Consider the following 24,552-nt stretch of genomic DNA (forward strand, 5'->3'; position numbering starts at 1 on the left):
TAACAATAACGATTAAGGTTCAACAATGGCGGGGCAACTCTCTTCCTCAATGTTACTGGCGGTGCCTCTGGCGCCGCTGGCGGGCTCGGCGATCGCCGGCCTGCTCGGCACCAAGTTCTTTGGCAATGTGGTCGGCCGCAAGGTGTCGCATACGGCGACCATCCTGGGCGTGCTGATCGCGCTGATCATCTCGGTCCAGACCCTGATGGCCGTGCTCGACGGCGCACCGGTCTTCAATGAAGACATCTACACCTGGATGACCGTCGGCACGCTCAAGCTGGCCGTCGGCTTCCAGATCGACACGCTGTCGGCAATGATGATGTGCGTGGTGACCTCCGTCTCGCTGATGGTGCACATCTACACGATCGGCTACATGGCCGAGGACGAAGGCTACAACCGCTTCTTCTCGTACATCTCGCTGTTCACCTTCGCGATGCTGATGCTGGTCATGTCCAACAACTTCCTGCAGCTGTTCTTCGGCTGGGAAGCGGTGGGCCTGGTCTCGTACCTCCTGATCGGCTTCTGGTATACCCGTCCGACCGCGATCTTCGCCAACATGAAGGCCTTCCTGGTCAACCGCGTGGGCGACTTCGGCTTCATCCTGGGTATCGGCCTGCTGCTGGCCGCTTCCGGCACCATGCAGTACACCGAGGTGTTCGCGCAGGCCGACAAGCTGGCCGGCATGACGGTTCCGGGCATCGGCTGGCCTCTCTTGACGGCCGCTTGCATCTGCCTGTTCATCGGCGCGATGGGTAAATCGGCGCAGTTCCCGCTGCACGTCTGGCTGCCGGACTCGATGGAAGGCCCGACCCCGATCTCGGCGCTGATCCACGCTGCAACCATGGTTACCGCCGGCATCTTCATGGTGTCGCGCATGTCGCCGCTGTTCGAACTGTCGGACGGCGCACTCTCGTTCATCATCGTGATCGGCTCGATCACCGCGCTGTTCATGGGCTTCCTGGGCATCATCCAGAACGACATCAAGCGCGTTGTTGCTTATTCCACGCTTTCGCAGCTGGGCTACATGACCGTCGCACTTGGCGTGTCGGCCTACTCGGTGGCCGTGTTCCACCTGATGACCCACGCCTTCTTCAAGGCGCTGCTGTTCCTCGGCGCTGGTTCGGTCATCATCGGCATGCACCACGACCAGGACATGCGCAACATGGGCGGCCTGCGCAAGTACATGCCGATCACCTGGATCACCTCGCTGCTGGGCTCGCTGGCCCTGATCGGTACCCCGTTCTTCTCGGGCTTCTACTCGAAGGACTCGATCATCGAAGCGGTGCACGCCTCGAACCTGCCGGGCGCCGGCTTCGCCAACTTCGCCGTGCTGGCCGGCGTGTTCGTGACCGCCTTCTACTCGTTCCGCATGTACTTCCTGGTGTTCCATGGCGAATCGCGCTGGAACAACCCGAAACCGCATAGCGAAGGCCACGATTCGGATGCGCACCACGAGGAAGACGAGCATGGTGACGACCACCATCACCACGGGCTGCAGCCGGGCGACAAGCCGCACGAGTCGCCGCTGGTCGTGACCCTGCCGCTGATCCTGCTGGCGATCCCGTCGGTCATCATCGGCTACCTGGCCATCGGCCCGATGCTGCATGGCGACTTCTTCAAGGACGTGATCTACGTCAACCCGAGCCATCCGGCCATGGCCGAGCTGAACGAAATGTTCCATGGCGCCGGCGCGATGGCAATCCACGGCCTGCAGACCGCACCGTTCTGGCTGGCACTGGCGGGCGTCGTTGCTGCCTACTACTGCTACATGGTCAACCCGCGCGTTCCGGCCTGGTTCTATGCCAAGTTCAAGTTCCTGCACACCCTGCTGGACAACAAGTACTACATGGACAAGTTCAACGAAGTCGTGTTCGCCGGTGGCGCGCGCGCCGTCGGTGGCGGCCTGTGGAAAGTGGGCGACCGCGGCCTGATCGACGGCCTGCTGGTCAACGGTTCGGCCAAACTGGTGGGCTGGTTCTCGACGATCACCCGTACCTTCCAGACGGGCTACATCTATCACTATGCATTCGTGATGATCGTCGGCGTGCTGGCAACGTTGCTGTGGTTCTTCCCGTTCTGGCGCGCTTAATGCAGGCACAGATAAGAGAAAAAGCGAAAAGCGAAAAATGATGCAGTCAATTTCTACATTCCCTCCTTACCTGAGCCTGTCGATCTGGCTCCCGATCCTGTTCGGCATGATCGTGCTGGCGGTCGGCCGTGACAAGAACGCCGGTTTCGTACGCCTGCTGTCCCTGGTCGGCGCGGTCGTCAGCTTCCTGCCGACGCTGCCGCTGATCATGAACTTCGACAATGCCGCCCACGGCATGCAGTTCTATGAGTCGGCCGCCTGGATCGAACGCTTCAACGTGTTCTACAAGCTGGGCGTCGACGGCCTGTCGCTGTGGTTCATCCCGCTGACCGCCTTCATCAGCATCATCGTGGTGCTGGCGGCATGGCAGGTGATCGAAGAGCGCGTGGCGCAGTACATGGGTTCCTTCCTGATCCTGTCGGGCCTGATGATCGGCGTGTTCGCCTCGCTGGACGGCCTGCTGTTCTACTTCTTCTTCGAAGCCACCCTGATCCCGATGTACATCATCATCGGCGTGTTCGGCGGCCCGAACCGCGTGTACGCGGCATTCAAGTTCTTCCTGTACACGTTCTTCGGCTCGCTGCTGACCCTGGTCGCGATCATCTACCTGTACAACCAGTCGGGCAGCTTCGACATCCTCGAGTGGCACCGCCTGCCGCTGACGATGAACGAGCAGATCCTGATCTTCATCGCCTTCTTCATGGCCTTCGCCGTGAAGGTTCCGATGTGGCCGGTGCACACCTGGCTGCCGGATGCCCACGTGGAAGCGCCGACCGGCGGTTCCGTGGTGCTGGCCGCGATCATGCTGAAACTGGGCGCCTACGGCTTCCTGCGTTTCTCGCTGCCGATCACCCCGGACGCCTCGCAGTACCTGGCGCCGGTCGTCATCGCTTTGTCCCTGGTCGCCGTGATCTACATCGGCCTGGTGGCGATGGTGCAGAAGGACATGAAGAAACTGGTCGCGTACTCGTCGATCGCCCACATGGGCTTCGTCACCCTGGGCTTCTTCATGTTCAACGACCTGGGCGTCCAGGGCGGCCTGATGCAGTCGATCTCGCACGGCTTCGTGTCGGGCGCGATGTTCCTGTGCATCGGCGTGCTGTACGACCGCGTCCACTCGCGTGAAATCGCCGACTACGGTGGGGTGGTCAACACCATGCCGAAGTTCGCCGCCTTCGTCGTGCTGTTCTCGATGGCCAACGCCGGCCTGCCGGCCACCTCGGGCTTCATCGGCGAATTCATGGTCATCCTGGGCGCCGTCGAGTTCAACTTCTGGACCGGCGTGGCCTCGGGCACCGCCCTGATCCTGGGCGCCGCCTACTCGCTGTGGATGGTCAAGCGCGTCGTGTTCGGCCCCATCGTGCACAAGCACGTGGCCGAGCTGACCGACCTGAACGGCCGCGAGTTCGCCATCCTCGGCGTGCTGGCCATCGCTACCCTGGTGATGGGCCTGTATCCGGCGCCGATCGCCGAGACGCTGCAGGTGTCGGTCACCGACCTGCTGCAGCACGTCGCAGCCGGCAAACTGCCTCAATAAACTGACATGAACGAAATGAACTCCACAATGTTAGCGGCAACCGACGCCAACCTGGCGCCGGTCTATGCCGAAATCTTCCTGCTGATCGCGGCTTCCGCGATCCTGCTGATCGACATGTACATGAAGGCGGGCAAGCGCAACCTGACGTATGCGCTCAGCCTGATGGCCATCGCCGGCTGCGGCGTGCTGACCTTCGCCGACATGGGTACCGGCGCGACCGTGTACACCTTCAACGGCATGTACGTGTCGGACCCGATGTCCAACCTGCTCAAGCTGGTGACCTACGTGGCCACCGCGATGACCCTGGTGTATTCGCGCCAGTACGCGGAAGACCGCGCCATGATGTCCGGTAACCTGGGCGGCGAGTTCTACGTGCTCGCGCTGTTCTCGATGCTCGGCCAGATGATCATGATCTCGGGCAATAGCATGCTGTCGATCTATCTGGGCGTGGAACTGATGTCGCTGTCGCTGTATGCGCTGGTGGCACTGCGCCGCGACCACGCGATCTCGACCGAAGCCGCGATGAAGTACTTCATCCTGGGCGCGCTGTCCTCGGGCTTCCTGCTGTACGGCATGTCGATGATCTACGGCGCCACCGGCTCGCTCGACCTGACCGCCATCAACCAGGCCAGCGCCGCAGTCGATGCGAACCGCAACATCCTGGTATTCGGCCTGGTGTTTGTCGTTGCCGGCCTGGCCTTCAAGCTCGGCGTGGTCCCGTTCCACATGTGGGTCCCGGACGTGGTGCAGGGCGCCCCGACCGCCGTCACCCTGCTGCTGGGCGGCGCACCGAAGCTGGCGACTTTCGCCATGGTGATCCGCATCCTGGTCGAAGGCCTCCCAAGCATGGCCTTCGACTGGCAGCAGATGCTCCTGGTGCTGGCCGTGCTGTCGCTGGCCGTCGGTAACATCACCGCGATCGCGCAGACCAACATCAAGCGCATGCTGGCCTACTCGACCATCGCCCAGATGGGCTTCGTGGTGCTGGCCATGATGACCGGCATCGTCGACGGCGACAGCAGCAATGCCGCCGCCTCGTACAGCGCCGCGATGTACTACACCATCACCTACGTCCTGACCACGGTCGGCAGCTTCGGCCTGATCATGATGCTGGCGCGTGCCGGCCATGAGGCCGAGACCATCGCCGACTTCAAGGGCCTGGGCAAGCGTTCGCCATGGTTCGCGGTCGTGATGACCGTCCTGATGTTCTCCCTGGCCGGCGTGCCGCCGATGGTCGGCTTCATGGCCAAGTGGGCGGTCCTGCAGGCTGTCGTGAACGCGGGCATGGTGTGGCTGTCGGTCGTGGCCGTGCTGTTCTCGCTGATCGGCGCCTTCTACTACCTGCGCATCGTCAAGACCATCTGGTTCGACGAGGCAGCGGACACCGCCCCGATCAACACCTCGGCCGACATGCGCGCCGTGATGTCGATCAACGGCGTGGCCGTGGTGGTGCTGGGTATCATCCCGGGCTGGCTGCTGGCGGTGTGCTACACCGCGATGCAGGCAACCCTCGCCAAGTAATCAGGCAAGCCGGGTGGATTCCTCCCTCGCTGCCTGGCTGGTGGTCGCGATCTCGCTCGCGGCCGCCAACCTGCCTTTCCTCACCGAGCGCGTGTTCGGTCTTGTACCCCTGAAGACCAGCACCGCCGGTGACGGCCCGCGCACGAAGTCCTTCCCGCTGCGCCTGTTAGAGTTAATTGTTTTATACTTCGTCGTCGGCTTCCTGGCTCGCATGTTGGAATCCCGGATCGGCGGCGTGTTCGCGCAGAACTGGGAGTTCTATGCGATCACCGGCTGCCTGTTCCTGGTGCTGGCGTTCCCCGGTTTCGTCTTCCGTTACCTGCGCAAACGCCGCGCCTGATTTCCCGTACCGCAGTACCAGACTGGAGACCGCATGGTGTCAGATTTACGCGAGACCCGCATCGACGGCGGCGTCGTCTACGACGGCCACTTCCTGAAGGTCGAGAACGACCGCATCAAGCTCCCCGACGGTTCCATCACCCAGCGCGAATTCATCCGCCATCCCGGCGCAGTGGTCATCCTGCCGCTGCTGCCCGACGGCCGCGTGCTGCTGGAGCGCCAGTTCCGTTATCCGAATTCCCAGGTCTTCATTGAATTCCCTGCCGGTAAGATCGATCCGGGCGAGGACCACCTGGCCTGCGCCAAGCGCGAGCTGGAAGAAGAAACCGGCTACACGGCCGCCAAGTGGCGCTTCGTGTGCACCATCCACAACGCCATCGCCTATTCGGACGAGCACCTCGAGCTGTTCCTGGCCGAAGACCTGAGCGCCGGCGAACAGAAGCTGGACGAGGGCGAGTTTCTCGAGACCTTCAGCGCTACCCTTCCCGAGCTGCTCGAGATGGTCAGGCGCGGCGAGATCACCGACGTGAAGACCATCATCGGCAGCTTCTGGCTCGAGAAGATCCTGTCCGGCACCTGGAGTCCCGCCTAAGGTATGCGAGCTCTGCTGGCGCTCGTGCTGTGGTGCTGGGCGCTGGCGGCCACGGCGGCGGCGCGTACCGAGTTCCAGGCGCGCTGCGAGGACACGATCGGCGAAAGCCTGTCGGTGCTGACCGGCACCCAGAACGGTTTCCGGATCGACAACACCGTCGGCGCCCGTGCGCTGACGGCGATGAAGGGCCGGGCGCGTCCCGGGCAGCTGGTGCTGGGCCTGACCCGCACCGAGTCGCGCGTGAGCATCAATGTCGGCGGGCGCCTGCTGGCCGACGAGGCCAGCGGTTACGAATGCATCGCGCCGCACATCGACATCAGGCTCTACTACCCGCCGATCGTGGTCTACATCAGCCGCGAGTTCCGGCCCGGTTCCTGCGCCTACGAAAAAGTGCTGGCGCACGAGATGCGCCACCTGAACGCCTACCTCGACTACCTGCCCAAGGCCGAGGCCCGGGTGCGCCTGGCGCTGGCGCGGCGTTTCGAGGACAAGCCACTGTATGCGCGGATCGGCCGGGCACAAAGCCTGCTCCAGCGCGAAATCGACCGCGGCTGGATGCCCTATATTAAAAGCGAGATGGCGAAGGTCGAGGCTCTGCAGGCGGCAATCGACTCGCCGCAGGAATATGCCCGTCTCGGCAAGGTTTGCGGAGGTGAGGTACAGTCTTTGCTTGGCCCTTTACAACGAAGCAAGCAAAAATGACAAACCCGGCAGTAGCAAAACCCCCAGAGCGTTCGCAACGCTATTTCGCCTTGATCCCAGCGGCCGGGGTGGGCGCACGCATGGGCGCGAACAGTCCCAAGCAATACCTGCAGATCGGCGGCAAGCCGATGCTGCGCCACACGCTCGACGCCTTCCGCTCGAGTCCCCTGATCGCACATACCTATGTGGTGGTGAGCGCCGACGACCCGTTCATCGACGCGGTCGTGCCGCCAAGCGGCGTGACCGTCCTGCGCTGCGGCGGCGCCACCCGCATGGAATCGATCCGCAACGGCCTGCGCGCGCTGCACGGCAGCATCGGGCTCGACGACTGGATCCTGGTGCACGACGCGGCCAGGCCCGGCCTGGATGCGGAACTGATCGAACGCCTGATCGTCGAAACGGGTGAACACCCGGCCGGCGGACTGCTGGCCCTGCCCGTGGTCGACACGGTCAAGCGGAGCAGCGCGGGCGAAGTCGCGACGGTCTCGCGCGACGGACTCTGGCTGGCGCAGACGCCGCAGATGTTCCGCTACCAGCTGCTGCTGCGGGCGCTCGACGCGGCGACCGACCCGTCGGCGATTACCGATGACGCCAGCGCGGTTGAAGCGCTGGGACTGGCCCCCAAGTTGGTGGAAGGACATCCCCGCAACCTGAAGGTCACGCTGCCGGCCGATATCCGGATCGCCGAGATGTACCTGGCAGCCTACCGAACCGATCAAAACAACGAAGCGAACTGAACGACCATGACACAAGCATCCTGGAATCCCACCCCGCCGTTCCGCATCGGAACCGGCTACGACTGCCACGCGCTGGTCGAAGGGCGCAAGCTCATCGTCGGCGGCGTGACCATCCCGCACCGCCTCGGCCTGCTCGGCCATTCCGACGCCGACGTGCTGCTGCACGCGATCATCGATTCGCTGCTCGGCGCGGCGGCCCTGGGCGACATCGGCAAGCATTTCCCGGACACCGACCCGATGTTCGCCGGCGCCGACTCGCGCACGCTGCTGCGCGAAGTGGCGCACCGCGTGGTGGCCACCGGCTACACGATCGGCAACATCGACGCGACCATCATCGCCCAGCAACCCAAGATGGCGCCGCACATCCCGCAGATGGTCTCGCGCATCGCCGAAGACCTGGGTGTGTCGCCGCAGCAGGTCAACATCAAGGCCAAGACCAACGAGAAGCTGGGCTTCCTCGGGCGCGAGGAGGGCATGGCGGCCAAGGCGGTCGCGATGCTGATCCGCGCCGTCGAACCGGGCTGATGTAATGCATCTCTGACATGTGCGTGCATATGCACTATAATTCCTTCGGTGGGCACTTCGCCCGGCCGAGGAGGCGCACATGAACCAAGAGACGATGACGCCGCGCGCGGCCTGGATGCTGATCCTGGCCGCCAGCACGATCCTGATGATCACGATGGGCGCCCGCCTGACCACGGGCCTGTTCCTGTCGCCGATCAACACTTCCACCGGCCTAGGCGTAGCCAGCATCAGCTTCGCGATGGCCGTGGCCCAGCTCATGTGGGGCGCATCCCAGCCCGTGTTCGGCGCCATCGCCGACAAGTATGGCGCAGCCAGGGTCATCGTCGTCGGCGGCATCATGCTCGCCGCGGGCACCGCCGCCACGCCTTTCATGGATTCCGAGTGGGGCCTGCTGCTCACCTTGGGCATCCTGTCCGCCGCCGGGGCAGGGGCAGGGAGCTTCTCGATCCTGATCGGCGCCACCGCCCAGCGCCTGCCGGCGCAGCGCCGCGCCTTCGCGTCCGGCTTCATCAATGCGGGCGGCTCCTTCGGCCAATTCGTGTTCGCGCCGCTGATGGGGGCGATCATCGCCGGCGCCGGCTGGGTGATGGCGATGCTGACGATGGCGGCCGCGACCCTGCTGACGATTCCCCTTGCGCTCGGCATGCGCAGCAAGAAAGCAGTTGCGCCGGCGCCTGCCGGTCCCGCGAGCGCCGCTAGCGCCGCGGCGGTACCGGGCATCACGCTCGGCCAGCAACTGCGCCAGGCCATGGCCGACCGCAGCTACCTGTGCCTGCACCTGGGTTTCTTCACCTGCGGCTTCCACATTGCCTTCCTGGTCACCCACCTGCCGCAGGAAGTCGCGCTGTGCGGCCTGCCCGCCGGCGTTTCGGCTACCGCGCTGGCCCTGATCGGCCTGTTCAACATTGGCGGCAGTCTCGCCGCCGGCATACTCGCCAGCCGCTACCGCATGAAGTCGCTGCTGGCCATCATCTATGCCAGCCGCGCCGTGCTGATCGTGCTCTACCTGCTGGCCCCGAAGACTGCGCTGACCTTCTACCTGTTCGCCGGCGCCCTCGGCTTCACCTGGCTGGCCACCGTGCCGCCCACCGCCGGCCTGGTGGGCAAGCTGTTCGGCATGCGCTACCTGGCGACGCTGTTCGGCATGACCCTGCTGTCGCACCAGATCGGCGGCTTCTTCGGCGCCTGGCTGGGCGGCCTGTCGTTCGTGCGCTTCGGCGACTACACCTGGATGTGGTACGCCGACATCCTGCTGGCGCTGGCGGCCGCGCTCATCAACCTGCCGATCCGCGAGGCGAAGCTAGTACGCCCGGCGCCGGCGGCCGTGAAGGGCTGAACGGATGGCGCGCGAAGCCTGGACCTATCGCGAGGTGGCCGTCGAGTCGGCCGTCGATCCGCGCAGCGGCCGGGTACGCATCCGTCCGGTTTCGGGGCAGGCCTATGCGACTTCCCTGCGTGTGCAGTGCGCGCGCGCGCTCGGCGATCCTGAACGCTATCCGGTCGGCACGCGCTTCCTGGTGTCGGCCAAGCTCACCGACCGCCAGGGCGGCGAGCCTTTCCTGTACGTGTGGCATGGCGATCCGGTGGTCGTGATGAAGCCGGCCCAGCTCAAGCGCTTCCTGGAAGAGCGCAGGCGCCTGCGTATCTAATACCCAGGCGGCTCGCTCTGCGGGATCGTGCAAAACTGGTTAACATCAGGTTTTGTGACCGGACCCGAAAGGAAGAACATGAGCACACGGAACATCGCCGTCATCGTCGGCAGCCTGCGCAAGGACTCGTTCACCCGCAAGGTGGCGCAATCGATGATCGAGCTGGCCCCAGGCAGCCTGAACATGGAGATCGTCGAGATCCGCGACCTGCCGCTCTACAACCAGGACGACGAGACCGACAACCCGCCCGCCGCCTTCACCGCCTTCCGCGAACGCATCCGGCAGGCCGACGGCATCCTGTTCTGCACCCCTGAATACAACCGCTCGGTGCCGGGCGCACTGAAGAATGCGATCGACGTCGGCTCGCGCCCCTACGGCAAGGCGGCCTGGACCGGAAAACCCTGCGCGATCGTCAGCGTCTCGCCCGGCGCACTCGGCGGCTTCGGCGCCAACCATCACCTGCGCCAGATGCTGCCTTTCCTGGACATGCCCTGCATGCCGGCGCCGGAAGCCTATGTCGGGCAGGTGGCGGGCAAGTACGAGGGTGAGCGGCTCATCGACGATTCCAGCCGCGCCTTTTTCCAGACCTTCATCGACACCTTCGCCGCCTGGGTCGAGCGCCATGCCAAGTGAGCACCCGATCCCGGTACGCGGGCTCGACCACATCGTGCTGCGCGTGGCCGACCTGGAGGCCATGATCGCCTTCTATGGCGAGGTGCTGGGCTGCCGGGTCGAGCGCCGCCTCGACGACATTGGCCTGATCCAGCTGCGTGCCGGCCATTCCCTGATCGACCTGGTGCCGGTGGACAGCCGGCTCGGGCGCGAAGGCGGCGCGGCGCCGGGCGTGGGCGGACGCAACCTGGACCACCTGTGCCTGCGTGTCGAGCCCTTCGACGAAGCGGCGATCCGGCGCCACCTGGAGGCGCACGGGGTCGTCGCCGGTCCGGTCGAAACCCGCTACGGCGCCGAAGGCGACGGTCCCTCGATCTACCTGCTCGACCCCGAGCGCAATACCGTCGAGCTCAAGGGCGCGGCCTACCATGTCGCCGAACCGGGGACGGGCGCAGTGCCGCAAGCGCGATGAAAGCGGGAAGGAACGGAGGAGCCGGGGCGGGGGCGGCCCGCCGCCCCGACAAGGCGCTGCTGCGCTACGGCCGCGCGGACGGCTGGCGCGGGCGCATGTACGACCTGATCTTCCTCAGCGATTCGCCTTCCGGGCGCCGCTTCGACATCGTGCTGATCGCCGCGATCCTGCTCAGCATCCTGGTGGTGGTGCTCGAGAGCGTGCCCGCGATCGGCGTGCGTTACGCGCCGACCATGCGCGTGCTCGAATGGTTCTTCACGCTGCTGTTCAGCGCCGAGTACCTCGCACGCCTGCTGTGCGTGCGCCATCCGCTGCGCTATGCCACCAGTTTCTTCGGCCTGGTCGACCTGCTGTCGGTGCTGCCTACCTACATCTCGCTGCTGGTGCCGGGCAGCCAGGCGCTGCTCGACATCCGCATCCTGCGCCTGCTGCGCGTATTCCGCATCTTCAAGCTGACCCTGTACATCGAGGAATACACCCGCCTGGGCGAGGCGCTCGCGGCCAGCCGGCGCAAGATCATGGTCTTCCTGTCGGTGGTGCTGATGGTGGTGCTGATCATGGGAACCGTGATGTACGTGGTCGAAGGGCCGGCGCACGGCTATACCAGCATCCCGACCGCCATGTACTGGGCCATCGTCACCATGACGACGGTCGGCTACGGCGACATCACGCCGCACACGACGCTCGGCAAGGGCATCGCCTCCTTCATGATGCTGCTCGGCTGGGGCATCCTGGCAGTGCCGACCGGCATCGTCACCGCCGAGATGACGGCGCGCCGGGTCGACCGCCGTCACGGCCCGGCGCGCCTCGAGCGCGCCTGCGCGGCCTGCGGCAGTAGCGGCCACGAGGCCGGTGCGCACTTTTGCAAGGATTGCGGCGCCGAACTGCCCGCCGCGCCGGCCCGGCGCTGAAGTCTGGCCGGCGCACGTTTGGTTTACATCAAACGCGCACCTGGCCCCCTCTTTAGCCTTCTACCTTCGTGCCACGGACCGCTTTGCCGGCCCTGGCGTGCCTTTCCTTGCAAGCACATACGGAGGTCAACGCATGTACTTCTTTCCGCACACCCCGGCCGTGCGCTCCCACCTGGAGGCGCAGACCGCGTTTCTCAACGATATGTCCAAATCGATGTTCCGCTCTTTCCAGCAGATGTGCGACCTGAACATCCAGCTGGTCCAGACCCTGGTCGAGGAGGGCAACCTGGCGAGCCAGCAGGTGCTGAGCACCGACCGCCAGACCGAGCTGTTCAGCGCCGCCTCGGCCCGGGCCCAGCCCACCACCGAGAAGCTGCGCGCCTACCAGCAGCACATCTCGCGCCTGGCCGCCGACTCCCAGGTCGAGCTGGCGCGCGTGACCGAGCAGCACGTGCAGAACACCTCGCGCACCGCGCGTGCCCTGGTCGACGAGGTGGCGCGCACCACCGCCGAGGAAACCGAGCGCAATATCCGCAACCAGCAGGAGGCGATGCGCAACGTCGCCGATCCGTTTGCACGGCCCAACGGCGAGGCGCGCGCCACGGCGGGCGGCAACAGCGAGCCGCAGCGCGGACAGCAGGGCGCGGGGCAAGGCGGGCAGCAAGCCCGCAGCAGCCAGGGCGGCCGACCGGAGGGCGCCCAGACCCATTGAACGCTCCCGGCTTCGATGCTAGCCGGCGGCGGCCTGCGCATGGGCGGGCTGCGCCGGCGCCGGGGCCGCTGCCGGCGCGGTCCCGAGGGTGCGGGGCGCCAGCCCGAACAGCGGCCGCAACAAGCGCACGCGCCTGATCAGTTCGAATGCGCCGAAGCTGAAGGTCAGGGTCAGCACGATCAACAGGATGGCTTCCAGGCCCGGCGCGATCCGCAGCGGCTTCATCTCGTGCGCCAGCACGACGATGAGCGTCTGGTGCAGGATATAGACCGGGAACACCGCCTCGTTCAGGTAGCGCCGCGCAGGGCCGTCGCGGTCGAGGTGGCGCGCGGCGAAACCGCAGGCGGCCACGATCGCGCTCCAGGCCAGTACGGCGTACAGCGCATACATCAGGGGCCGGAGCGTCTCTCTCGCCTGCGGCGCAAGCAGCTCGTAGGCCGCGCTCCAGGTCACCAGCGCCGCCCACCCGAAGGCGGCGATGCCGAGCGCCTGCCAGCGCAGCAGCGCTGGACGCGTCCAGAATCCCGGCACCCGGGCCACTAGCGCCCCGAGCAGGAAGCACAGGAAGGACATCGCGTGGTTGTACCAGTCACCGACCACGGCGTGATTGGTCGGGAAGTGCTCGACCAGGTTGATGCGCGCCAGGGCCAGCAGCGCGGCCGGCAGCGCGATCAGTTTCCAGCCGTGGAGCAGGGCGCCGGCATGCGCGGAGATGCGGTCGAAGCGATTTCCGAGCACGGCGACGAGGCCGCCGAGCAGCACGGTATAGATCCAGAGGTAGGCCACGAACCACAGGTGGTTCCAGGTCGGCAGGCTCAGGCAATCCTCGCGGCAGAAACCGTCGTAGGCCTGCAGGTACAGCCCCATGAAGGCGCCATAGCCGTCCGCATAGCCGAGCTTCTCGACCACTTCGAAATAGGGCTGGGGCGGCACGATCACCAGCATGCCGAACACCAGCGGCACCAGGAGGCGCAGGCTGCGCCGGCGCACGAAGGACGCGCTGCCGAGCTTGCGCAGCATCAGGCTGGCGCCGACGCCGGCCACGAAGAACAGCAGGCTCAGGCGCCATGGGGAGGACAGCTTCATGAAGGCTTCGGGACCGGTGCCCGCAAAGGGACTCTTCACGTGCCAGTCCCAGCTCACGTAGTACATGCCGACGTGGTAGACGATCAGGACGAAGAAGGCAAGGATGCGCACCCAGTCGAGGAAATACAGGCGGGTGGCGGATGGGGGAAGGTGAGGGTTCATGGCTCGCTCTTGTTGACGTGATGGCGCGAGCATGGCGTGTCGACCTGCCGGCGGCGAGCGTTTTGTGGCGAGGCGGGTCCGGGATGGGGCGGATCGGACCGGAGGGGGCCAGGCTAGCAGGCCTGGAGTGCTTCCATGAGCGCGGCCCGGTACTGGCGGCTGCAGGGCACCAGCGCGCCGCTGCGCAGCACCAGCTCGCAGTCGCCCTTGTCGAGCGGAGTGACGCGCTGGACGGCGCCAGGACGCACCGCCGCGCGCCGGTGGCAGCGCACGAAGCCGCTGCCCAGCTGCGCCAGCAGCCCGGACAGGGTCTGGCGCAGCAGCGGCGCTCCGTCGGCGCTGTGCAGGACCACGTAGTTGTCGGCGGTCTCCAGCCATTCGATGTCCGCCACCTGCACCACGCGCGTGGCGCCGCGCTCCGACACCAGGAGCTGGCGCGGCGGCAGCCCGGGCGCCGCCGCTGCAGCCAGGGCCTGCGCCGCCAGGCGCGCGCGCAGGCGCTCGAGCGAGCGCCGCAGGCGCGCCTGGTCGAAGGGCTTGAGCAGGTAATCGATGGCATTCGCGTCAAAAGCGCGCAGCGCGTATTCGTCGTAGGCGGTGACGAACACCACCAGGGGCGCAGGGGCCGGCAGCGAGGCCGCCAGGTCGATGCCCGACAATTCCGGCATCTCGACGTCGAGCAGCAGCGCATCGGGCCGGAACTGTGCCAGCTGCCGCAGCGCGTCGATGCCGTCGGACGCCTCGCCGATGGCCTCGATGCCGGCTTCCAGCGCCAGCATGCGGCGCAGCCGTTCGCGCGCCGGGCGCTCGTCGTCGACGATCAGGACGCGCATGGCAGCCTCAGTTCGGTTCGTACGCCGCAAGGCAGGAGCTGGGCCAGCGTCACGCGGGCGCCGTCGCCGTGCAGGCCCGCCAGGCGTGCGCGCAGGTTGGCCAGGCCGATGCCCGGTGCGCCGCAGTCGGCCTCCTTGCCGAGCATTCCGCAGTCGTCCTCGACGCGCAGGACGAAATCGCCGCCATCGCGCGCGGCGCTGACCGTGATGCGGGTGGGAGCGCGCCGCCGTTCGACCGTGTGCTTGAACACGTTCTCCAGCAGCGGCTGCACGCTCATTGCCGGCAGCGCCACGCCCAGCACCGCACTGTCGATGCGCCAGTCGACCCGGGCGCGGCCATCGAAGCGTCCTTCCATTACCCCGGCATAGGCGCGCGCCAGCCGCAATTCTTCCTCGAGCGTGGCCTGCGGCCGTTCGCCCAGCGCCAGGGCGGCGCGCAGCAGGTCCGCCAGCTGCACCAGGGTGGCGTCGGCGCGCGCCACGTCGGTGTGCATCAGCGAGGAAATGGTATTGAGCGCGTTGAACAGGAAATGCGGCTGCATCTGGCGCGCCAGCGATTGCAGCTGGGCTTCACGCAGCAGGGCGTTGGCCTGCTCGGCCCGCAGACGCGCGCCGAGCAGTTCGCGGTAGGACAGCAGGCCGAAGCCGATCACGATGAACAGGCCGACGAACACGGTGAGCTTGAGCGACTCGTAGACGAAGACCTGCAGCCAGGGCTCGTGCTCGTAACTGGTGCCGGCCAGCGCATACACGACATGGCGTACGCCGAAGACCAGCGGCACGAAGGCGAGCCAGAACAGCGGCAGCATGCTCGCCTGCAGGGCGAACCAGCGCCAGGGCGTGGCGATCAGGTGGTCGTGGCGCCGGGTGGCGCGGCGCTGGAGCAGCAGCAGGAAAGTGGCGACGCAGGCCGAGGAGGTCTCCCAGAGCACCGGTTGCCAGTAGGCCGTGCCGCCGTCGCGCCGGTAGTCCTCGACGGCGACCAGCACCATCAGCGCCCAGAACAGGAGCCAGGCGATGGCGGCGGTGATGGCGCTGCGGGTCGGTTTCATGGGATGGCCGGGCTGAAGATGCCCGATGATCCAGCATTCGCCGCTGCTTGTCAAAGCTGCAAAGCCTTGCTCAGTTCCCGCCCGCCGCCGGCGCAGTCCCGCGTTCTTCCTCCAGCTGCGTGCGCATCGCCTCGACGTCGACCATGTACTCCGCCACCGTCGCATCGGGACTGGCGCGCAGCTCCGGCGGCAGCAGCACGGCCATGTACAGTTCGTCCGCGACCCGGCCGTGCTGCTGCTGGTTCACGATCAGCACCAGCCCGGACGCCAGCACCGCCGCGCAAGCGCAGATCGCGCGCAGGCGCCGGCGCAGCGGCGGCTTGATGGTCGCCAGGTGGAAGTAGATGATGCCTGCGCTTGTGGCCACCGCCACGTGGGAACCGTAGCGGGTGAGCCATTCGAGCGACCAGGCATAGGCGGCGACTGCCGCCAGCAGGCGGAAGCCCACCAGCGCCGCCATGCCGCAGCCGAAGATGAACAGGTGCCGCCCCAGCCGCGTATAGCGCCCGAACAGGCGGTTCATGAAGGCCCACAGGCTGCTCCACAACAGCGCCACGCCGATCCCCGCGCCGGGAGCCAGCACATAGTTGAGCAGCTCGAAGGGCTCGGCGTCGAACAGCCAGGTCACGAACAGGGCCACCAGCCCGGCCAGCAGCACGCCGACGATACCGGGCACCAGCCCTTCCCAGCCGTGCATGGTGCGGTCGCGCAGTTCCGCCGGCACCGGGAAATCGGCCGCGCGCACGCGCAGCGAGGTATGGCCCATGCGCACCACGGTGTCGCCCGTGAGGGCGAGTTCCTGCACCCGCTTGCGCCCGGTATTCAAGCCATTGCGGGTGCCGAGGTCGCGCATCACGAGTGCGCCATCCGGGCCCTGCTCGATGACGGCGTGGTGCGCGGCGGCGTACTCGTCGTCGAGGATGAAGTCGTTGTCGTAGGCGCGGCCGACACGGATCGGCAGGCTGGCGGCGCGGTGCCGGTGCAGCACCTCGCCGTTGCGCGCCAGGATCTCGACGGTCCAGGGGCCGTTCATCGCTGGCCTCCCGGCGTGCCTGGTGCGGCGGCGGGCGCGCGCCGGATGTTGCGTCCGAAGGAGCCGAGGAAGGCACGCGTCACGCGCATGCCGTTTTCATACGAGACCCCGGACACGTCCAGCCGGCTCTGCAGGCTCGACTCGGCCGCATTGGTGCTGGCGGTCAGCAGCGTGAAGTTGTACAGGCCCTCGAACTTGCGGTAGGCGCGCACGCAGGTCACGGCGCGCAGCGGCAGGGTGCGGGTGTGCACGAAGCGTTCGGTGCACACCGGCTTGGTCAGGCGCGCGTCGCCGGCGTTGCCCAGCTTGGCCGCGCCGAACAGGCGGCTGCTCAGTGCCGCGAAGGGCAGGCGGGCCAGGTTGTCGGACCGGATGTACTGGTGGGTCATCGCCACGTGGCCGGTCTGCTGGGTCGAGGACACGTAGATCGCCGATTCCATCGCGCAGCTCATCGAGTCCGAGGTGTACGCGGTCTCGGCCTTCACGTTCGAGCGCCCCCAGCAGCGCAACTGGCCGGATTCGCGTACCGGCACCAGGTACGGTCCCATGCTCTTGATGGCCAGCGGCTCCTCCAGCAGGCGGTCGACCATGGCGCGCTGGTGCTCCAGCAGCTGGGCGGCGATCAAGGGATTGAAATCCTTCGGCGGCGCCGGCTGGCTCTCGACCTTGCGCAGCAGCTCCTGCACGTACTTGACCGGCACCAGGAAGCTGACCGACTCGCCGTCGCGCCGCTTGGACACGTTGACGCCGGCCACGGTGCCGTTGCCGGTCACGCTGGGCCCGCCGCTCATGCCGGAATTGATCGGCCCGCCGAACATGAGCTGGTCGTAGAAGCTGCGTGTGACGACGCCGTTGTAGGCGCCTTCCGAGATCGCAAAGCCCAGGTCGAGGGGATTGCCGAGCGAGTACAGGCGCTGCCCCTGGGTCAGGCGCACCGGGCGTTCGGGTACCTTGAAGAAACCGCTGCCTTCACGGTTGACGCGCAGGACGGCCAGGTCGTGCAGCACGTCGACCGCCAGCAGCTCGACCGGGCCGCTGTTGCCGTCGGTGTCGACGTATTCGGCGGTGTAGACGTCGGGGTCGAGCGCCATCTGCGACACCACGTGGTAGTTGGTGACCACCAGGTTCTTGGTGCCGACCAGGAAACCCGAGCCGACGGTGGACTGGGTGCGGCCGTTCTTGAGCAGCATGCGGATCTGCAGCAGGTCGCCGCGCGCCGACGAGTACAGGTCCTGGGCGGCCGAGGAGGGCGGCGGCAGGGCGTCCTGGGCATCGGCCTCGCCCGGCGCCGGCGCCGGGGGCGTGGTCCCGGGCGGATCGCTCGGGGACAGGTGCGGGGGCGGCGCCGGCGCCGTGGCGGCGCGCGGTGGGGGCGGGCGGTTGACCTGTTCCGGCGGCGCCGTGGCGGCGCCCGCCGCGAGACAGAGAAGCAGGAGGGCGGCGGCGGTCCGTTTCATGCATTCCGATCATGGCAAGAAGGAAGCATTATCTTGCCACCGGACGCCGGGGCTGCGCGCGCGTTATGGTGATCGGGTCCGCTGACCCGATCACGCAAAGCAGGGGTGGCTCAGCTGTTGCCCGGCTCGGCCAGCGCCGCGGCGACCGGCTCGAGCGGGCCCATCATGTGGCCCAGCTTGGCCTGCTTGGTATTCAGGTAGCTGTTGTTGAAGGCGTTGCGGTTCACCAGCAGCGGCACGCGCTCGGCCACCGCGATCCCGAGGCGGCTCAGGGCGTCGATCTTGCGCGGGTTGTTGGTCATCAGGCGCAGGGAACGCACGCCGAACTGTTCCAGCATCGGCTTGCACAGCTCGTAATTGCGGGCGTCGGCATGGAAGCCCAGCTGCAGGTTGGCCTCGACCGTGTCGGCGCCGGCTTCCTGCAGGCGGTAGGCGCGGATCTTGTTGACCAGGCCGATGCCGCGGCCTTCCTGGCGCAGGTACAGCAGGATGCCGCGCCCTTCCTCGGCGATGCGCTGCAGCGCGCCCTCGAGCTGGGCGCCGCAGTCGCAGCGCTGCGAGAACAGCACGTCGCCGGTCAGGCATTCGGAATGCACGCGCGCCAGCACCGGCTCGCCGTCGCCGATGTCGCCCAGGATCATCGCCAGGTGCTCCTTGCCTGTGGAGTGCTCGATGAAGGCGTGCAGCGTGAACTGCGCCCACGGGGTCGGCAGGGCACACGAGGTGACGTAATCGAGCAGCTGGTCGTTGGTGGCGGATGGGGTGGGCATGGCGTTTCTCTTGGTGTTTCTTGTTGTTGCGGCATCGTACTTATCGCTAGCCTTCTAGTTTACAGGAAATCCGTTTCTCCCGTGCGACGCCCGCTGCCATGGCCATAGTATGTTGAGCTGCCCTATGTTACGCTGGCGCAATTGTTTCAGTAGCGAGCCAGCATGGCCATACTCCCTTCATCCACGACCCGGCAGCGTAGGCGCGGCCTAGGCGCCTGGCTGGCGCTGGCCTTTTCGCTGCTGACGGTGATCCTGACCCTGCTGCTGGTGCAGGTGGTCGAACAATCCTCGAACGAAGAGGTCAAGGACAGCATCGGGCACGGCCTGGGCGAGCTGGCGCGCCAGACCGCCGACAAGCTCGACCGCGGCATGGCCGAGCGCTACCGCGAAGTCAAGCTCATGGCCGGACGGCGCGACCTGCGCGACCCCGGCCTGGGACCGGCCGAGCGCCGCCAGATCCTGTCCGACATGCGCGAGACCTACGGCTACTACGACTGGATCGGCTTGACCGGCCTCGACGGCCGCGTGATCGTCGAGGCGCGCGGCTTGCTGGAAGGCGCGGACGTGTCGCAGCGCCCGTGGTTCCGCAATGCCCTCGAGGGCGTCAACGTCGGCGACGTGCACGAGGCGGTCAAGCTCGCCAAGCTGCTCCCGAGCGAGAACGGCGAACCGCGCCGCTTCGTCGATGTCGCCTTCCCGTTTACCGACCTGGCCGGCAAGACGGCCGGGGTGCTGGGCGTGCACCTGTCCTGGCAGTGGGCGCGCGACGTCGAGCGCTCGATCATCGCGCCGGTCCAGGCGCGCGGCCGGGTGCAGGCCCTGATCGTCAGTGCGCAGGGCGTGGTTCTGCTCGGCCCCCCGGAACTGCAGGGCAAGAAGATCGCGTTGGAGAGCCTGCGGCTGGCGCAGCAGAGGCGCACCGGCTACCTGGTCGAAGAGTGGCCGGACGGCCTGTCCTACCTGGTCGGCTACGGCGCCACCGTCGGCCGCGGCATCTACCCCGGCCTCGGCTGGACCGTGCTGGTGCGCCAGGACGTGGAGGATGCCTATGCGCCGGTGCGCCGCCTGCGCGAGCAGGCGCTGTGGAGCGGTGCCGCGCTGGCGGTGCTGTTCTCCGTGGCCGGCCTGCTGGTGGCGCGCCGCATCACCCGCCCGCTCGGGGCGCTGGCCGAATCGGCCGAACGCCTGGGACGCGGCGAGGCACTCCAGCTGCCGCCGAACGCGAACGACTATTTCGAGGTGCAGGCGCTGTCGACCGCCCTGAACGGGCTGGTGGGCGACCTGGTGCGAAAGCAGGCCGAACTGCGCGACCTGAACGCCACGCTGGAGCAGCGCGTCGAGGAACGCACCGGCGAACTGGAGCGCGCGCTGGCCTCGGTGCAGGCCAGCGAACAGCGCATCAATGCGATCGTGGAAGCGGCCCAGGATGCCTACATCGCGGTGGACCAGCGCGGCATCATCCTCGACTGGAACGGGGCGGCCGAGCGCATGTTCGGCTGGGGCCGCAACGAGGCCGTGGGCTGGCCGCTGTCCGAGCTGGTGCTGCCGGAGCGCTACCGCGCCAGCCTGGGGCAGGCCCTGCGTGCCTTCCGCCAGACCGGCCACCTGGCCATGCTCGACCAGCGCCTGGAGCGTCAGGTGATCGACCGCCAGGGGCGCGAATTCACCATCGAGATGACGGCGGCCCTGGCCGGCCAGGGCGAAGACGCCTTCTTCAGCGTGTTCCTGCACGATATCTCGGAGCGCAAGCGGGTCGAGCAGATGAAAAACGAGTTCATCTCGACCGTTTCGCACGAGCTGCGCACGCCGCTGACCTCGATCCAGGCCTCGCTGGCGATGCTGGCCGACGGCATGGCGGGCGAGCTGCCGCCGGACGCTTTGCGCTTGATTACCATCGCCAGCCAGAGCAGCGAGCGGCTGGTGCGCATGGTCAACGACCTGCTCGACATCCAGAAGATCGAGGCCGGCCAGATGCACTTCGAGGCCCGAGCGCAGCCGCTGCTGCCGGTGGCCGAGCGCGCGCTGGCGGCGATGGAAGGGCATGCCCGCAAGGCCGGGGTGCTGCTGCGGCACGACTGGGATGCGGGCGCAGCCGCGATCGCGGCCAGCATCGACGCCGACCGCATGGAGCAGGTGCTGACCAACCTGCTGTCGAATGCCATCAAGTTCACTCCGGCGGGCAAGTCCGTCACGCTGGGCCTGGCGCACACCCCCGGCAAGGTCCGGCTGCTGGTCCTCGATGAAGGCCCCGGCATCGCGCCGGAATTCCAGCAGCGCGTGTTCCAGCGCTTCGCCCAGGCCGACGGGGCCGACTCGCGCACGCGCGGCGGCACCGGCCTGGGACTGGCGATCAGCAAGGCGATCATCGAGGAGCACGGCGGGACCATCGGATTTAGCACCGCGCCCGACCGCGGCACGCGCTTCGTGGTGGAACTGCCGGCAGCGATCTAGCGGCTGGACAGGACCTCGCCCAGCGACCTGGCCTCGGGCGCATAGGCCTGCATGCCCCATCCCGCCGCGGCCACCGTGAGGGTGGTCAGCACGAAGGGGACGATGGTGCGTTTCAAGGCGGCGAGCATCCAGTGCTGCGGCTCCAGCATCCGCAGGCGCCGGTACAGGCCCGCGGCCAGCAGGGCGTCCACCAGGATCTCGGCAAACAGGATCGGCGCCGACCAGATCACGAACAGGGAAGACAGCGCGATGCCCACGGCGAGCAGGATCACGACCAGGGGAACCGCGGCTTCCTCGGCCTCGGCCACGAGCCCGAGCGGATTGTCCGCGATGGCGCCGATGGCGCTGTCCTGCGTACCGAAGTCGACGTTGCCGCTGGCGCCGCCGCCATCGAAGCTGCCGCCGCCACCGCTGAAGTCGGCCGCGCCATCCTTTGCCGCCGCGCTGCGGTCGGCATTGCCGACCCATCCGGGGTCGAGGTAGTCCGCCGCACTGGTGCGCAGCCACAGCCACAGGAGCAGGAGGAAGACGATGTAGGCCACGCCCATCGCCAGCGTATAGCGCAGCGCCATCGCGTCGACCCCGGCCGCGAGCATCGCCACCGAGGCGCCGAAACCGGCCAGCCCGGTCAGCGACACCAGGATGAACATCTGGACGCGCGGGAAGCCTTCGCGCAGCAGGCGGGCGCGCATGAGTTGTACCGCCGTGGCGCGCGTGGCCACGCGGGGGTGGGCAGGTGGAATACGCATCGGTGCCTCAGGGGCGTTCGGGGGGGCGCAAAGCCTCGACTCTACCCCTAAACAGGTCGGACAAGTTCACCAAATCTCACGGCGCTGCCCCGTGCCCGGGCTCACCATGTGCGGTCGAGCAGGGCCGGCAACACCTGCGCGGCGCTTCCCCTCAGGTTCCACGTGCACACGCGATCCAGCTCGCTGGCAGTCGGATTGACCTGGACGACCCGGCTGCCGGCCCGGCGCGCTACCTCGGGAAGCTGCGCCACCGGATAGACCGTGCCCGAGGTGCCGACGACGATCAGCAGATCGCAGCTGGCGCATGCATCGAATGCACGCGCGAGGACGTCTTCGGGAAGCGCTTCGTTGAACCACACCACGCCGGGCCTGACCGGGCCGCCGCATGCCGGGCAGCTTGGCGGCGCCAGGCGCCGGCCGCCTTCGGGCTCCACGGGCGCGGCCGCCGGCAGGGAGAAGGGACGCGCACAGTCGGCACAGCGTGGATGATGGAGACTGCCGTGCAGGTGCTGCACGTCATGGCTGCCGGCACGCTCGTGCAGGTCGTCGACATTCTGGGTGAACAGGGACAGGTGTTCCATGCGGCTGGCGAGCCGCGCGATCGCGACGTGTCCCGCGTTCGGCCGGGCCGACAGCGCTTTCATGCGCCGCCATTCGTACCAGCCCCAGACCAGGGCGGGATCGCGCCGGAAGGCGTCCGGCGTGGCAAGCGAGGCCGCGTCGAACTGCCGCCACAGGCCGGTCAAGGCGTCGCGGAAGGTGGGAATGCCGCTTTCGGCGGACATCCCCGCGCCAGTCAGCACCATGAGTTTGCGCGCCTCGCGCAGCGCGGCGAGCAGGCTGGGATCGACATCAGTCGTCGTCATCGCCACTCGTGCAGCGCGATCCCGGCGAACCCTGGCCAGGCGCCGAAATCGGCCTCCAGGCGGGGCAGCAGGGCGCGCAGCGCGTCCTTGTTCTTGTGGAAGCTGGTGGCCGAACCGTCGATCGGGCGGCTATCTATTAACTGGTAGGGCAGGGCGCGCGGATGCGCGAGCGGCTGGCGCAGCAGCACCGCTACCTGCTGGCCTTCGATCGTGAACAGCAGCATGTCGCTCGCGGCGCCAATCGGTGCGCGGCGGTAGCGGCGCTGGGTCTCGAACGGCAGCGGGCCGGCTTCCAGCGCGATGCGCACGCGCTTGCCGCTGGCCGCTCCCCAATCCAGGAAGGGGATGGCGAAGGCGAGGATCTGCTCGGGATCGGTGCGGTAGTCCATCACCGAGACCGCATCGGCATGCCGCGCCAGGCCGTCCAGCAGCGCCTGCCGCTCGCCCCACCAGAAGGGCACCACGAACTCGAGCGGCATGCCGCCCGCCGCTTCGCGCAGCGCCGCCAGGGTGGCCACATACTCTGCATCGAGGCGCGCGGCCGGCAGCACGTGCTCGGGCAGCAAGTAGGGTTCGATGTCGAACTGGATGCTCTTCAAGCGCGCTGCCGGTTCGGCCGCGGCATTGTAGGCGGCATAGGCGCGGGCGCGCGCGGCGGTGGCGGCGCGCTCGCCCGGCAGCACCATGTGCGGGTCGCCTTCCACCGCGCTGATGCCGATGCCCCTTTGCCCGGCGCGGCGCACGAAGGCGGAGAGAAGCTCCGGATCCTTGATGCGGCCTTGTTCCAGCGGCACCACGATGAACAGCTCGCCGATGCGCTCGCGCGCGGCCCAGTCGAGCAGTTCCTCGCCGCGTTCGAGCCAGGCGCTGCGGTCCCAGATCCAGGTCGAGCGCGGCGCGGCGTCCGGGGCATCCGGTTCCAGCACCAGGGAATCCAGCGCCAGGCTGCCGCCGGCGGCCGGGCAGGCGAGCACGAAGTGGCGCCAGTTGCCCCGGTCGAGGGCGGCCGGCAGGGCCAGGCGTGTGCTGCCGGCGCCGCCCTTGGCGGAAAGCTGGCCCATGTCGAGCGCCGATTCGCGCGCCGCCCCTGCCGCGTCCGCAGCCTGCCAGGTGAACTGTCCCTTGCCGGAATGCCTGGCCACCAGCTGCGCGCGCAGGCGCGGGATGGTCCACGGGCCCGTGAGCAGCACGCCCGCCGGGCGCGAGCCGGCGCGGCAATCGATGCGCAGGCGGCCCTGGTCGAGGCGCGCCTGGACCCGCTCTTCGACCCCATAGGCGCGGACCTGCATCCGGTCCAGCAGGTTGGTCCGCAGCGGCATCGACGCCGGCTTCGATGGCTGCCCATCGCCTTCAGGCACCAGGGTCTGTTCGCTGACGGCGAAGCTTCCATCCCTGGCTTCGCCCTGGAGCAGGATGGTGGGCGTCGGCGTCGCGTCCGCGCCCAGCACGTGCAGGGTTTCGACTTGGGCGGCGCCGAGGGCGAGCGAGCGGCAGCCGGGCAGCGCTGCTGCGCCGGTGACGACGAAGCGCAGTTCCTTGCCGTCGGCCCCGCGGGCCTTGGCGGAAGGGACGCCGCTAGGTGCCGACTGCGCTGGGCACAGGTGCAGGAACGCGGCGTGGGCGGGAGCGCTCATCGACAGGAGAAAAAGTAAGGCAAGCCGTAACATGGCCTTCAGTGTAGCGATGACGGCCGGC

The 24,552-nt window shown here is 67.5% G+C and carries 24 protein-coding genes; 15 read left to right on the forward strand and 9 right to left on the reverse strand.

Features of this window, described 5'->3' with window-relative positions:
• Nucleotides 1-25 precede the first annotated feature (25 nt).
• The 14 genes from nuoL (at nucleotide 26) to FG94_RS00670 (ending at nucleotide 12,398) form a co-directional block, all read left to right on the forward strand.
• The gene (nuoL, locus tag FG94_RS00605; RefSeq protein WP_036205810.1) at nucleotides 26-2,089 is read left to right on the forward strand and encodes an NADH-quinone oxidoreductase subunit L; all 2,064 of its coding nucleotides are present in this window, start codon (nucleotides 26-28) and stop codon (nucleotides 2,087-2,089) included.
• A 37-nt stretch (nucleotides 2,090-2,126) separates the two neighbouring features.
• The gene (locus tag FG94_RS00610; protein ID WP_036205811.1) at nucleotides 2,127-3,626 is read left to right on the forward strand and encodes an NADH-quinone oxidoreductase subunit M; all 1,500 of its coding nucleotides are present in this window, start codon (nucleotides 2,127-2,129) and stop codon (nucleotides 3,624-3,626) included.
• Between the two features lie 27 nt (nucleotides 3,627-3,653).
• Entirely contained in the window at nucleotides 3,654-5,147 is a 1,494-nt protein-coding gene (gene nuoN, locus FG94_RS00615) for an NADH-quinone oxidoreductase subunit NuoN (protein WP_036205812.1), read from the forward strand.
• Between the two features lie 13 nt (nucleotides 5,148-5,160).
• A complete protein-coding gene (locus tag FG94_RS00620; protein ID WP_036205815.1) occupies nucleotides 5,161-5,487 on the forward strand; it encodes a DUF2818 family protein in 327 nt (108 codons plus the stop codon).
• 33 nt (nucleotides 5,488-5,520) lie between these two features.
• Nucleotides 5,521-6,078: an NUDIX domain-containing protein gene (locus FG94_RS00625; protein ID WP_036205817.1), complete on the forward strand. Its 558-nt coding sequence runs from the start codon at nucleotides 5,521-5,523 to the stop codon at nucleotides 6,076-6,078.
• Between the two features lie 3 nt (nucleotides 6,079-6,081).
• A complete protein-coding gene (locus FG94_RS00630) occupies nucleotides 6,082-6,780 on the forward strand; it encodes a hypothetical protein (protein WP_036205819.1) in 699 nt (232 codons plus the stop codon).
• Nucleotides 6,777-7,517, forward strand: a complete 741-nt coding sequence (gene ispD, locus FG94_RS00635; RefSeq protein ID WP_036205822.1) for a 2-C-methyl-D-erythritol 4-phosphate cytidylyltransferase — start codon at nucleotides 6,777-6,779, stop codon at nucleotides 7,515-7,517. Before FG94_RS00630 ends, ispD begins: the two co-directional genes overlap by 4 nt.
• 6 nt (nucleotides 7,518-7,523) lie before the next feature.
• Nucleotides 7,524-8,042 carry a 2-C-methyl-D-erythritol 2,4-cyclodiphosphate synthase gene (gene ispF / locus FG94_RS00640; protein ID WP_036205823.1) on the forward strand — a complete coding sequence of 173 codons (519 nt, stop codon included), beginning with the start codon at nucleotides 7,524-7,526 and terminating at the stop codon, nucleotides 8,040-8,042.
• A gap of 79 nt (nucleotides 8,043-8,121) precedes the next feature.
• Complete coding sequence (locus FG94_RS00645) at nucleotides 8,122-9,378, forward strand: MFS transporter (RefSeq protein WP_036205825.1); 1,257 nt, start codon at nucleotides 8,122-8,124, stop codon at nucleotides 9,376-9,378.
• Between the two features lie 4 nt (nucleotides 9,379-9,382).
• The gene (locus tag FG94_RS00650) at nucleotides 9,383-9,691 is read left to right on the forward strand and encodes a hypothetical protein (RefSeq protein WP_036205828.1); all 309 of its coding nucleotides are present in this window, start codon (nucleotides 9,383-9,385) and stop codon (nucleotides 9,689-9,691) included.
• Between the two features lie 78 nt (nucleotides 9,692-9,769).
• Nucleotides 9,770-10,324 (forward strand): NADPH-dependent FMN reductase, encoded by a 555-nt coding sequence (locus FG94_RS00655; RefSeq protein WP_036205831.1) that lies wholly within the window; start codon nucleotides 9,770-9,772, stop codon nucleotides 10,322-10,324.
• Nucleotides 10,314-10,775: a VOC family protein gene (locus FG94_RS00660; RefSeq protein WP_051995923.1), complete on the forward strand. Its 462-nt coding sequence runs from the start codon at nucleotides 10,314-10,316 to the stop codon at nucleotides 10,773-10,775. The genes FG94_RS00655 and FG94_RS00660 overlap by 11 nt, the downstream gene beginning before the upstream one ends.
• Nucleotides 10,776-10,870: 95 nt before the next feature.
• Entirely contained in the window at nucleotides 10,871-11,686 is an 816-nt protein-coding gene (locus FG94_RS00665) for an ion transporter (protein ID WP_229445803.1), read from the forward strand.
• A 133-nt stretch (nucleotides 11,687-11,819) separates the two neighbouring features.
• Nucleotides 11,820-12,398 carry a phasin family protein gene (locus FG94_RS00670; protein WP_036205833.1) on the forward strand — a complete coding sequence of 193 codons (579 nt, stop codon included), beginning with the start codon at nucleotides 11,820-11,822 and terminating at the stop codon, nucleotides 12,396-12,398.
• An 18-nt stretch (nucleotides 12,399-12,416) separates the two neighbouring features.
• On the opposite strand, the gene FG94_RS00675 is transcribed toward FG94_RS00670, so the two are convergent.
• The 6 genes from FG94_RS00675 to ribA form a co-directional block, all read right to left on the reverse strand.
• Nucleotides 12,417-13,646, reverse strand: coding sequence for an acyltransferase family protein (locus FG94_RS00675; protein WP_036205835.1), 1,230 nt, complete (start codon nucleotides 13,644-13,646; stop codon nucleotides 12,417-12,419).
• Between the two features lie 113 nt (nucleotides 13,647-13,759).
• Complete coding sequence (locus tag FG94_RS00680; protein ID WP_036205837.1) at nucleotides 13,760-14,479, reverse strand: LytTR family DNA-binding domain-containing protein; 720 nt, start codon at nucleotides 14,477-14,479, stop codon at nucleotides 13,760-13,762.
• Nucleotides 14,467-15,531, reverse strand: coding sequence for a sensor histidine kinase (locus FG94_RS00685; RefSeq protein ID WP_036205839.1), 1,065 nt, complete (start codon nucleotides 15,529-15,531; stop codon nucleotides 14,467-14,469). Before FG94_RS00685 ends, FG94_RS00680 begins: the two co-directional genes overlap by 13 nt.
• Before the next feature lie 70 nt (nucleotides 15,532-15,601).
• Nucleotides 15,602-16,564: an FHA domain-containing protein gene (locus tag FG94_RS00690; protein ID WP_036205841.1), complete on the reverse strand. Its 963-nt coding sequence runs from the start codon at nucleotides 16,562-16,564 to the stop codon at nucleotides 15,602-15,604.
• Nucleotides 16,561-18,021: a serine protease gene (locus FG94_RS00695; RefSeq protein ID WP_036205843.1), complete on the reverse strand. Its 1,461-nt coding sequence runs from the start codon at nucleotides 18,019-18,021 to the stop codon at nucleotides 16,561-16,563. Before FG94_RS00695 ends, FG94_RS00690 begins: the two co-directional genes overlap by 4 nt.
• 110 nt (nucleotides 18,022-18,131) lie before the next feature.
• On the reverse strand, nucleotides 18,132-18,791 hold the full coding sequence (gene ribA / locus FG94_RS00700; protein ID WP_036205844.1) for a GTP cyclohydrolase II: 660 nt from the start codon (nucleotides 18,789-18,791) through the stop codon (nucleotides 18,132-18,134).
• 162 nt (nucleotides 18,792-18,953) lie between these two features.
• Here ribA and FG94_RS00705 point away from each other — a divergent pair, with 162 nt between their 5' ends.
• Nucleotides 18,954-21,242 (forward strand): sensor histidine kinase, encoded by a 2,289-nt coding sequence (locus FG94_RS00705; RefSeq protein ID WP_036205845.1) that lies wholly within the window; start codon nucleotides 18,954-18,956, stop codon nucleotides 21,240-21,242.
• Here FG94_RS00705 and FG94_RS00710 read toward each other — a convergent pair.
• The 3 genes from FG94_RS00710 to FG94_RS00720 form a co-directional block, all read right to left on the reverse strand.
• Nucleotides 21,239-21,991, reverse strand: a complete 753-nt coding sequence (locus tag FG94_RS00710) for a hypothetical protein (RefSeq protein ID WP_152570792.1) — start codon at nucleotides 21,989-21,991, stop codon at nucleotides 21,239-21,241. The two genes, FG94_RS00705 and FG94_RS00710, sit on opposite strands and share 4 nt — an antisense overlap.
• Before the next feature lie 101 nt (nucleotides 21,992-22,092).
• Nucleotides 22,093-22,857, reverse strand: a complete 765-nt coding sequence (locus tag FG94_RS00715) for an NAD-dependent deacylase (protein WP_036205847.1) — start codon at nucleotides 22,855-22,857, stop codon at nucleotides 22,093-22,095.
• Complete coding sequence (locus FG94_RS00720) at nucleotides 22,854-24,524, reverse strand: hypothetical protein (RefSeq protein ID WP_152570793.1); 1,671 nt, start codon at nucleotides 24,522-24,524, stop codon at nucleotides 22,854-22,856. The genes FG94_RS00715 and FG94_RS00720 overlap by 4 nt, the downstream gene beginning before the upstream one ends.
• Nucleotides 24,525-24,552: the final 28 nt, after the last annotated feature.

The organism is Massilia sp. LC238 (assembly GCF_000735635.1).
Taxonomy (GTDB): domain Bacteria; phylum Pseudomonadota; class Gammaproteobacteria; order Burkholderiales; family Burkholderiaceae_D; genus Telluria; species Telluria varians.